The organism is Cupriavidus sp. IK-TO18, from assembly GCF_015549295.1.
Taxonomy (GTDB): domain Bacteria; phylum Pseudomonadota; class Gammaproteobacteria; order Burkholderiales; family Burkholderiaceae; genus Cupriavidus; species Cupriavidus oxalaticus_A.
In genome coordinates this window covers 93,738-103,840 of the sequence record NZ_JADGMP010000031.1, presented here as the reverse complement: position 1 = coordinate 103,840, position 10,103 = coordinate 93,738, and the positions used below count along the sequence as shown (strand labels likewise).

The window sequence follows — 10,103 nt, the reverse complement described above, 5'->3', positions numbered from 1 at the left end:
GAGACCGCGCCAAACCGGGGGCTGACTAAGCGGCAAGGCGGTGGCCTTCTTCTCCTGCGATGGACGGATACCATCGCTCAACGTAAGACCGGAGCTGGTTATTGAGCACGGCCGTCCGGATTTGCAGCAGGTTGTGCGCGTGCCGAGGCCGCCAGGCCATCTGCTGCCGTTTGACGAACCGCTTGCTGACCACCTGGTTGACGGCCGACTCGACAAAACCTGAGGCAATGGGCTCGCCATGCCGATAGCGGTCACCGTAGTTCACGATGAAATGCCGGTTGTTGTCCAAGTAGACAATGAACTCCTCGAGCTTGCCAAGGAGTTTGGCCTCCTCGGGGCTGGCCTCAGCGTCCAGATCCCAGCCCAGGCTTTCCAGTCGGCGCAACGCCGGATATGGGCAGCCGTGCCACAGGTGCCACTTGGAGCCATGCAGCGCCTTGATCAATTCCGCGTTGCTGGGGCCATCGCTATGGGCCGGCCGGCCCTTGATCATCTGTTCGAGGTTCTGTACCCGCATGGCGATGTGGAACCAATCGAGAACGTACTCACCGCGGTCACCAAAGCCGAGTTGGGCAAACCGTACGGTATCCCCGCCGTCCGACAGAAAGGTGACCGGCTGACTGGGTTGCACACCTTCTCGTAGCAGGAAGTTCCACATACGATCGGCCGGTCGGCGCTCCAACTTGTGCACGTAGGCAAAACTATGCCCGCCATCCTGATCTCGCAGGGACTTCCCGACAATCACTTCAAACCAGCCGTCCTGGCGGCGCCGGTGTCCGGCCCGCCGAAGGAAGCCGCCGTCAATGCCAACCGCGCGGACGGGACTGGGCTCGGGGATCTCGGGCGGCCGGACGCTCGCCTCCACCTCCGCCTGCTGCCGCGCGTCGGTGGCCTGCTCCGCTTCCAGCCGGCGACCGAGCTTGGTGACCTGGCGCCGGATTGAGCTGGCTGCCAGTACATGATCGAGCGGCAATACTTCCTGCAGGACGTTGACGGTCAGACCATATGACATCAATGCTGCAAACTTCACCTCGAGATACTGCAGTTCTGGACTGACCCGCTCAGGCAAGCAGTTAGCGACCGGACTGAAGCTAGGTGCGTCGCCCTGGCACTGCCGGCAGGGGTACAGCCTCGGACTGTCAATCGACAGCCGTCCGAACGCGCTACGGAAAACCAAGTGATGGTGGCCCTTGCACGCCAGCTGCGCCCCGCATGTGGGACAAACGCTGGTCCGGGCAACTACCTCGGCAACCTGTGCCGTGACCATCGTGCGCTGCAGCCGACCCAGCAATGATTTCGCCTCCTCCAGATGCAGCCCCACCGAGCCCACATCCAGGCCATCTCTCTCGAACTGGGCTATTTCGGTGACGGTGGCTGGCGCGCCTCCATCGCCCTGCACGACGAGTTGCAAGCTGATACGCATGGCCGCCCTCCTCCCTTGGAAGCTGCGGCGACCAGTCTACCCCTCGAGCTCGCAACCGATCATTGACGATCCGACGATCAAAGCGACGATCCAGCCAAATCAGCCACCTATCGACCTCGTCGCGCAGGTCTTCCAGCACGATTGGCCCTTCGCGCAGCGACTCAAGCCAATCGACGAACTCATATTCACTGTGTTCGTCCCTGGCCTCCAGATACCTCTCGATTCCGCCCATGTCCTCGGGCGGGCATGGCCCGCAACCCGCCACGCAACGGGGCAACTGGCCAGGCTGTTGCCGCAGCATACGCCGCTCGATGCGTATCTCGTGGCGCCACCACGCGTTGAAGTCATACACATAGACGAAGCCTTCGTGTTCTCGGAGATGAAACGCGGTCAGCGGCAGTTCGCTGGCGACTGTGCAGAACTGCAAGACGCCCTCCTGAGCTTCGCCGTAACGCCTGCCACGAATACTGAACGTGTGCAGATGTTCGTCGGCCCAGCCCATGACGACCTGGATGACATGGTGCAATCGCCCGAGCGTCAAGTGCTCGGGAACGAGGACGCGCCGCCAAACCGGCGGGCTCAGGCCGCGCAGAGCAATTCGAAGTTGGAGGACGGAGATCGCCGGCCCAGGATCGGAAGCCATGCGCGCATTGTAGGTGCCTCACTGGCCTCTCAGTAGCGGTCCGGCCGTCAGCCCCCGTTTTGGCGCGCTCTCCACGTGAGGCAAGCGGTTCTCGGTTCGGTGTTCAACACCCATTTCAACCGTCCCGCGCGGCCGGCGCGCACGGCTCGACTGTGTTTTGCCGGGTAAGGTGTTCTGAGGCATGCGCGCATTTTCTTGTGCTTGTTACAATGTCTAGGCAAAGTTGAAATGTCCGGGTACCAGCAAAGTTGAAATGTCCGGTTGTCCGGTGTCTGTCCAGCTTGTTTGTTCTGTCTTTTTTGGGGTTCCCGTAGGGCGGTGGTGCTGGCCTGAAGCGGCAGAGTTGTGATCAGGGTGAGGCCGTCATGCCAGCAGGGCGGATTTGAATTTCCAGGTGTCAAGCTGAAATCAATTCTCAGTTCCGTTAAGCGGCCACGGCTGCTGCTGCAACCGTTGCAGCGCTTCCAACATATCGTTCTGGCCCAGCGAGCGCTGCGACTTCTTGCCGGGCGGTCGTCCACGCTTGCGGGGAGCCCCCTCCGTGCCAGGCACAGAGAGTGACCGCGTGTTGTCGCGCTTCTCCTGAACGTATTGCGCTAATTGCAATACGTGCCCCAGGCGCTTGTTATCAACGATCGCGCCTTGATCCACTTCCGAGAGCCGATCGTAAATCGTGTAGGGCAGGGCGGCGCCATTTGCGCGTGGCTCGATTCTGCCGTCCGGATAGTGATAGACATCGATATAGCGACCGGCCAGTTTCCGATGCTCTGGCGTATCCGCCAGCAGGTAGAGCATCTTGTCGTACTGAATCGTCAGGCTCTTGGACACACACCGCGGCTCGCGCCACGCGAAGATGAGATCCAGGTTCTCGTCTGGTCGCAGCGGCCGATGGGCGTTGTGGTCATTGCGCGGCGCCTTGGCAAAGCGCGCGTTATAGTCGACGATGAATTCCGCCATGAAGGCATTGGCTGCCTCCATCGTGCTGATGCCACGCAGGCGCAGCTCCTTGACCAATCGGTCCTGCAGGGTCAGGTGAGTCCGTTCCACGCGGCCCTTAGCCTGGCTGCTGTTGGCGCAGATACCTTCGATGTTCAGCTCGAACAAGGCCCGCGCAAACTGGGTGTGGCCGTCGCCACTGGTTGCTCCTTTCTTGTTGACCCGAAAAACGCTGGCCTTGTCGCTGTAAAACGCCACCGGCTTGCCGTGGCGCTCCAGATAGGCGCGCGTCGCCGCAAAGTATGTGAACGTGGATTCCGAATGAGTGAAGCGCAGTTCCATGATCCGGCTGGTGGCGTCGTCGACGTAAACCAGCAGCGTCCAGGCTGGGGCGCGCTCCTCGAACCAGCGGTGATCGCTGCCGTCGATCTGGATCAGTTCGCCATAGCAGGCGCGCCGGTTACGAGGCTGGTAGACCTTCGGCGGGCGCTGATTGCGCGGCACCCACAGGCCGGCCACCGTCATTAGTCGGCGGATCGTTTCCTTGGACAACGTGAGCCCATGGCGCTCTCGCAGCTTCTCAGCCGCGAGCGTTGGACCAAAGTCGGCGTAGTGTTCCCGAATCAGGCTAAGGGCCACGGATTCGCGGTCTGCCGGCAGGCGATTGTTGCTGGGGCGACCGCGCCGGCGAGAAACCAGCCCGGATGAGCCTTCTTGCCTATAGCGCTCCAGCAGCCGCCGGAATTGCCGGTCCGTGATCTCCAACCGTTCGGCAGCCACCCCGGGCCGCAACTGACCATCCACGACCGCCTGGACGGTCTTGAGCCTGTCTAACTCACGCATGCTTACTGTAATGACCTCGGTTCCCGCCATCCCCGGACATCCTCCATTGCATTCAACCGGGCAGGCTGAATACCATGGGCAGCGCCTCAGGCGGACATTTCAACTTTGCTAGAACCGGACATTACAACTTTGCCGCTACACCAACTGTTCGCATAATAGGCATTATGTTAAGTATGCATCACATTTAGGCATTGTACGCCAACGACCCGGACAACGACTCGCTGAACGTGGCGTGGCGCATGCGGATACCACGGTCCTGCGCTTACCACCTTGGTTGTATCTCAATTGAGATGCATAATGTAGGTCAAAGCATAGGAGATTTCCATGGCGCATACTTCAATGCTGCACATCCGCGTGGACGACGACCTGAAAGCCCGGGCCACGCAAAACCTCGCCAGCGTCGGGCTAACCGTGTCCGACGCAGTTCGCATCCTGTTGACACGGATCGCCAAGGAGGGCGGGCTGCCGCCCGGTCTGACGACGGATCCCGAGACCTATGATGCTTGGTTCCGCGCCAAGGTCCAGCAAGCGCTGACCGACCCGGCCCCGCCGCTCCCACATGACCAGGTCATGGATGACGTTCAGGCGCTGATCGACCGCAAACGCCGTGCGCGCGGTTGAATGGACGCGGTGGGCCAGGGCCGATCTTCTCGCCATCGTTGACTACATCTCGGATGAGAATCCGGATGCGGCCCAGAGCCTGAAGGACGACCTCGAAGCGAAAGCGGCACGGCTGCCGGAACACCCCGAGCTCTACCGATCCGGCCGCGTCGCGGGCACGCGCGAGATGGTCGTGGCGGCCAACTACCTGGTCGTGTACGCCGTGGATGCCACCACCATCCGGATCCTGCGGGTACTCCATGCCGCGCAGCAATGGCCGTCGCCCGGTTGAGCCAGGCGAGAACTGACCAAAAAATGGGTGCGCCGCCCTGCCGCGACGCGCCTTCGGCTTTGCCCTCGGCGATCACGGCAGCCTTTTGCGTGACAGACCGCCTGGGACCTCCAAGCACTAGCGCTGCCTGGCGTCGTCGTCCTGGACGCGCAAACACGGCCGTCGGTTTGCATAAATTTGTTGCCGGTCTTTGCAGCATTTTGTACCCGCCCCAGCGGGCAAGCCTGTTTGACTCGCTGTAGCACGCGCACGGGCGGAAACGTGCCAAGCTACACCGACTGGCACAGCCCAGCGGACAACGGCAGTCCTCGCTTTCGCTCACCCGAATCCTGTACGGTGTCGTCGCTCGCTGTCAACAAAGCCCAGGCTGGCGACGCGTTCGGGCAAGACACAAAATGGCTTCAAACGTCGGCCGTAGGAACAATTTGCTGCAGCGATTCTTGAAGCAATTTTGTTACCGTCGTCGCTCAATCGGCGTGCCGGCGGTCCAGCGGCAGGAACAAAATCGTGCAAACTAACGGCGATCTTGGCAAGCCTTCCGAGGGGTTGACGCTGCAGGCGCGCCAACAGATGGTAACGGGCATGGCTACAAGCTCGAAACCTATGCACAAAACCATCGCGATCGCCCTGGCTATTGCCTGCGCGCCCCTTGCTCACGCTGCGAAATGCCGCAGCGGTAAGAGCATTCTCTACACTCAGGAACGGTATTGTCCCAGCGGCTACACAGATATCACCTCGCCCATGGGCGGCACCGTGTCCACTGTCGGTAAGTCAGAAAACGTTCGCAAGGCGGAGCAAGAATACTTAGCCATGCGTGCCGCAGACGAGAGGCAATTCCAGAATCAGCAGGCGCAACTACAAGCGCAGTATGGGCAAGAGCAACGCCAGATACACGGGCAATGCGTAACCATCGAGGCACAGATCCGTGCGAACGAAAACCAGCAGCGCCAGATCAATGCGTGGCAACAGATGGACCAACTCAAGCAGAGCCACCGGAGCTTGCGCGACCAGCAATATCGCCTTGGCTGCCATCGGTAAATCGAAGCAAGTACTTAGCGGCTTCCCGAGACCAACCTCTTTGACTCGACCCGGTTGGAGCGGATTACGTTGAACTATTCATTGGTAGCTTTTTCGAATTTTTCAATTCTGGCAAGGATATCGTCGAAATCCGTCGGTTGCTCGTCGAACATCATGGGCGCCATCTCCCTGTAATCGGTTCGCAGGTCTTTGATCCGGGCTGCGCTCGGCATCAGGCGGAGTGTTCCTGGCCGTGCGGTCCCATAGTTGGACCAGCTCGATCGGAAGAAGATTAACTTATGCTTCGCCACCTGTGCCAGAAGGTCGAAGTCCGTAGCGGCCGCGTTCCCTTCTTCGGTGCAGAGAAGCATCGCGAGGTCGTAATAATGCCGGGAAAAATACTGCGGCGTCGCCGAGTCGGCCGGGCGATGTGCCTCCGCATGCAAGGCAGTGGCCTTTTCCCAAAACGTACGCTGTGCTGACAGAACGGTTACGGTGCAGTCGGGATTTTCGAAGAAGTCGGGATAGTCCTCAGCCGCGTAAGGGCGAATGACCTTTTCTTCGGTGGGCCAAGGATCGCCGCGCGCTCCGAGTTCGAGCTTCACTCGCGGCGTGATGTAGGCCATGTCCGTATATTCGGCCGCAGGCAGTGCAGGCGGATAATGGAAGTTTACCGTCTGCGCGTCGTTGGTATCGATCACCAGCGACCACTCGCCTTTGGTCGGCGTGCCCAGTTGCTGGGCAATGGCGGCGCGAAGAGCGGGAAGGAGCTTGTCGGCGATGTGCTGCTCGACATCCCGCACCAAGTCTTCAATCAGCTGACTGGACTTTTTTCTGCTAATTCCGTCCTGCTCCGGATCCCGATCGCCGGTGTAGCCAAGATCTGCCCGATCGAAGGACAGGTCGATGTCTTCAGAAAACCGTCGGATGGCGCTGAACGCTTTGGAAAGAGACGTGCCGCCCTTGAAGACGAGCGAAGCAGCGTCTCCTTGCTTTAAACCGAAAAGACGCTTCAAGGTCCAACAGACCCAAAAGTCCTTCTCGATGATGGTATTCGCGACGCCGCGGGTGGCACCGCTCTCGCCAAAGAGGGCCGCCCGGTCATCTGCTGGAAGTCGGGCGACCTTATCCATCAAGGTCACCCGACGTCGTATCGGCGATCGAGGCCAGCGTCGACTGCATCCAGGCCGGTGCCCGGCATGCAGCAGATGCGAGTGTTCTCTTGTCGTTGGCCGACAGGCGGCTGGCGGCGACCTGTACTACCTCGGCAGCACGCAGCGGGCCGACATGACGAAGGGCCTGAATGACGGTTCCCACCGCGCTCCCCGGAGCGATCAGATGCTTTGGCGATGCGTGACGCAAGTCGACCACACGCTTGCCCAGCACGACACGGCGTGCGGGGCCGTTGGTTAGATAGGAGTTCTTCGCCGGCACCTGGGTTGTCAAGCCAAGCGCATTGGCTGCTCGTGCACCGTCGATTTGCACCTGAGAGCCCGTTTCCCTGGCTAGTGCCGCTGCCACATCATCGGGCGCGGGAGAAAGCGGACCAAGCTTGGGGTGAACCTTGGGAAAGTCGTACAAGCCCCGCGCCAACCGGCGGAGATTTCCGCTTTTGACCAGCCGGGAAAGGGCTTGGTCGACCGCAGCGCGCGCAGCGACGTCCAGAAAATCAGTAGGCGTGAAAACGCCGCCACGCCCGGTTGCGCGCGCGCGGCTCATGATACGGTCAGGGACGGAAGGCAGGTTGGTGTTCATATGTCATAAAATACAGTATCTTTTTCTGACATACAAGTCAAGGAGCGCATGCACTTGGCGTCGCCGATGGCCATGGCGGCCGGCGTGAAGCTAGGCATGCGCCGCGGCGGCGTGCAGACGATCGCACCGCAGACCATTCTCTTTGATCGAGATACTTGCGCGGAACGGGCTGCGCTTGAGCGTGTCACCATGGCGCTACTGCAGTTCTCGCCCGATGTCGCTGCGTTCGAGGAGGCGGCGGCGGTCCTTGTCGATGTCAGCACCACGCTGCGACTCTTCGGCGGTGCGCACAAACTGCGGCAGCGAATGCTGGCGACTGTCAGATCAATGGGCTTCAGCGCTGTCGCGGGCTGCGCTCCCACTGACGCAGGGGCTTGGCTGCTTGCCAGCTCTGGCGGAGGCATAGCGCTAAGTCAGCCCTCGTTGGTACGAAAGCTGGTCGACTACAACTTACGTAACGGCTTCTCGCAGACGACCGCAGCCGCCTTCTCTGCGCTCGGGGTGTCAATGCCCGTTTTCTTGGGGCCAGCTTCTCAAGTTGAAAAGCGGCGACCAGTGGACCATTCGGGATGCCCGCGAGTATCTCAATATTGAGATGGCGTAATAGCCACTTCAGGTGCCATTATTATGGAACCCCAATCCGATAGTGCCGTGACTTTCAAGCTTGAAAGTGATTCATTCGGTGCGCGGCCGGATTCGGACGAAATCAGAGGTAAAACGGCGTTTAATTCAGATTTAGAACTTGCTTAGCAAATCCTATGATGTCTCGGCAGCCTGCTACCGCCCGCATTCACCGTCCCTCGGTATGCGGGCTCTTTTTTGGTAAGGCCGAACGTAGGCCAACCGTTGCGCAGGTCGATTGCCTCGCAAGGTGCGACGGGGTCATACTGAGGGCGGGTAAAGCAACCATTACCCGATTTCTTCATGGACGTTCCGCGGCTCTCTGCTGGCTCGAGAGCCGCCTTTTTTGCGCGCCGATCGCCGGAGAGCAGACATGGGCAGACCCCATGACGGCCCCGCCGTTGTCGTCAACGGCTCGGGCGCGTGTCATCACTCAAGCCTGCTCGATAAGAAAACGCTCGGGCCGCTTGCCCAGCCACGCCGGCGTCCGGCCCCGACCCGACCAGGTTTTTCCGGTTTTGGGATCCATGTACTTCGGCGGCAGCGGGGTTTTCTCCGTACCAGCAGATGCTGCACCGGCAGGCCGGCCCCGACGACGGCGCGGCGCCACGTCTTCCGGCGACAGGCCATACCTGTCCATCAACTCGCGAATCTGTTCGATGACGCCTGCGACCTCAGTCGAACGCGCTTCCTCAATCCGAGCTTCCAACGCTTGTTTCTGCGCCAGCAATTCCTGATACGTTGCCATTTTTTGCCTCCAATTTTCCAATTACTATTGACTTATACGCATTTCAAGGAAGGCGTGCAAGGTATTCGCTGTCTAAAGCGGCCCCGAATGCAATTTGGCGCGTTGTATTCGAACGTGGTCTCTTTGCGCGCGTCAAGGCGAAGAACATAGTGATAGGGATGGCGTTCTGAAGTAAAAGCGGTCGCTACTTGTACCGATTTGCTCTGCCCTCCGACTCGCAGAAACGGGTACGCTCGGTACAAGACGTCGATCGCAGGGATGCAGCATTCGTGCTAAGCCGACGGGCATCGGGCGGAGAGCCATGAATATAGCCAAAGGCTTTTTTGCCTCAGACCGCACCTACCCCTGTTTAACACATGGCGATTTGACGGCTGGAACCCCAAGGGTCTCGTGGCGGGCCTCCCGTGAGTTGAACACGGCACCAGGACAATGTCGCGGAGAGGGGCCGGCTCAAGTCAGAAGTGCAAGGCATTCAGAAAATCGAAGGTCCATCGTCACGTTTGAACAGTCGCATTCGGATCGGGCGGTCGAATTGCCTTGATCAGGAGGCCAAGGGCGCTTCACTGCATGCCAAGCGAGATCGACAGTGGCTTGTTATGCCTTCACGATTGATCCGTGTCAGCTAGACCGGCCGTTTGATCTTGCGGTGGCAAGTCACGGGCGCGCCTTCTGTGTCGACGTCATGACAGCAATAGCCACTGGGGCACTTGGGGATCCTCGGTATTTCCCCGAAGTTGTCTTCACATTGCCTTCCCTGAATAATCGCGCCCTCAGCCACCATCACACCGGCGCAGGGAGACGTTGTTGTCCACGAACAGAGGAGTCCACATGTTTCGCTTCGAGTATGGAACGAGCAATGTTTATGCGCAGCTTGGCTTCGCGGACGCCGATGAAATCCCGCTCAAGGCGGGCATTGTGAAAGACATCTCCGACCGGATTCGAGGTGCTGGGCTGACGGTTTCGCAGGCCGCTACCCTCCTTGGTACATCCCAGACGGACCTTCTGTTGGCGGTCTCCGGGAAATTCCAATCCTTTCATGCTGCCGAACTGCGTGGCTGGCTCAAGCGTTTAAGCCCGCCCTTGCAGTGTTCTTCGAAGTAATCCGAAGACCAGCGACTAAGCCCTTGTAGCCCTGGCAAAGTGCGTTACTGGATTTTTTCATCTGAGAATGCGGTCGCACATGGCTATTGCCTCCGACGCCGCATCAGCAAGTTTGAGACGATTC

At 59.8% G+C, this 10,103-nt stretch carries 9 protein-coding genes and 2 pseudogenes; 5 read left to right on the top strand and 6 right to left on the bottom strand.

The features are described 5' to 3' along the window. Nucleotides 1-25: 25 nt before the first annotated feature. From IPF36_RS24515 to IPF36_RS24505, 3 genes and pseudogenes are all read right to left on the bottom strand, one after another. Nucleotides 26-1,423 (bottom strand): ISKra4 family transposase, encoded by a 1,398-nt coding sequence (locus tag IPF36_RS24515; protein ID WP_195430978.1) that lies wholly within the window; start codon nt 1,421-1,423, stop codon nt 26-28. 223 nt (nt 1,424-1,646) lie between these two features. After that, nucleotides 1,647-2,066 (bottom strand): annotated as a pseudogene (locus IPF36_RS35150) (plasmid pRiA4b ORF-3 family protein); the annotation flags it as partial. 408 nt (nt 2,067-2,474) lie between these two features. Further along, the gene (locus tag IPF36_RS24505) at nt 2,475-3,875 is read right to left on the bottom strand and encodes an ISNCY family transposase (RefSeq protein ID WP_195430975.1); all 1,401 of its coding nucleotides are present in this window, start codon (nt 3,873-3,875) and stop codon (nt 2,475-2,477) included. 294 nt (nt 3,876-4,169) lie between these two features. On the opposite strand from IPF36_RS24505, the gene IPF36_RS24500 reads away from it, so the two are divergent. From IPF36_RS24500 to IPF36_RS24490, 3 genes are all read left to right on the top strand, one after another. Then, nucleotides 4,170-4,466, top strand: coding sequence for a type II toxin-antitoxin system RelB/DinJ family antitoxin (locus IPF36_RS24500; protein ID WP_022540171.1), 297 nt, complete (start codon nt 4,170-4,172; stop codon nt 4,464-4,466). Continuing rightward, the gene (locus tag IPF36_RS24495; RefSeq protein WP_195430972.1) at nt 4,453-4,737 is read left to right on the top strand and encodes a type II toxin-antitoxin system RelE/ParE family toxin; all 285 of its coding nucleotides are present in this window, start codon (nt 4,453-4,455) and stop codon (nt 4,735-4,737) included. The genes IPF36_RS24500 and IPF36_RS24495 overlap by 14 nt, the downstream gene beginning before the upstream one ends. A 507-nt stretch (nt 4,738-5,244) precedes the next feature. Next, the gene (locus tag IPF36_RS24490) at nt 5,245-5,775 is read left to right on the top strand and encodes a hypothetical protein (protein WP_195430970.1); all 531 of its coding nucleotides are present in this window, start codon (nt 5,245-5,247) and stop codon (nt 5,773-5,775) included. A 74-nt stretch (nt 5,776-5,849) separates the two neighbouring features. On the opposite strand, the gene IPF36_RS24485 is transcribed toward IPF36_RS24490, so the two are convergent. Both IPF36_RS24485 and IPF36_RS24480 read right to left on the bottom strand, forming a co-directional pair. Then, nucleotides 5,850-6,887, bottom strand: a complete 1,038-nt coding sequence (locus tag IPF36_RS24485) for a nucleotidyl transferase AbiEii/AbiGii toxin family protein (RefSeq protein WP_195430967.1) — start codon at nt 6,885-6,887, stop codon at nt 5,850-5,852. Beyond that, nucleotides 6,880-7,509, bottom strand: a complete 630-nt coding sequence (locus IPF36_RS24480) for a DUF6088 family protein (protein ID WP_255519891.1) — start codon at nt 7,507-7,509, stop codon at nt 6,880-6,882. The genes IPF36_RS24485 and IPF36_RS24480 overlap by 8 nt, the downstream gene beginning before the upstream one ends. A gap of 48 nt (nt 7,510-7,557) precedes the next feature. On the opposite strand from IPF36_RS24480, the pseudogene IPF36_RS24475 reads away from it, so the two are divergent. Next, nucleotides 7,558-7,881, top strand: a pseudogene (locus IPF36_RS24475) (DNA polymerase Y family protein); the annotation flags it as partial. Between the two features lie 682 nt (nt 7,882-8,563). Here IPF36_RS24475 and IPF36_RS24470 read toward each other — a convergent pair. Continuing rightward, nucleotides 8,564-8,878, bottom strand: coding sequence for an H-NS family nucleoid-associated regulatory protein (locus tag IPF36_RS24470; RefSeq protein WP_195430964.1), 315 nt, complete (start codon nt 8,876-8,878; stop codon nt 8,564-8,566). 828 nt (nt 8,879-9,706) lie between these two features. Here IPF36_RS24470 and IPF36_RS24465 point away from each other — a divergent pair. Further along, complete coding sequence (locus IPF36_RS24465; RefSeq protein WP_195430962.1) at nt 9,707-9,979, top strand: XRE family transcriptional regulator; 273 nt, start codon at nt 9,707-9,709, stop codon at nt 9,977-9,979. Nucleotides 9,980-10,103 lie beyond the last annotated feature (124 nt).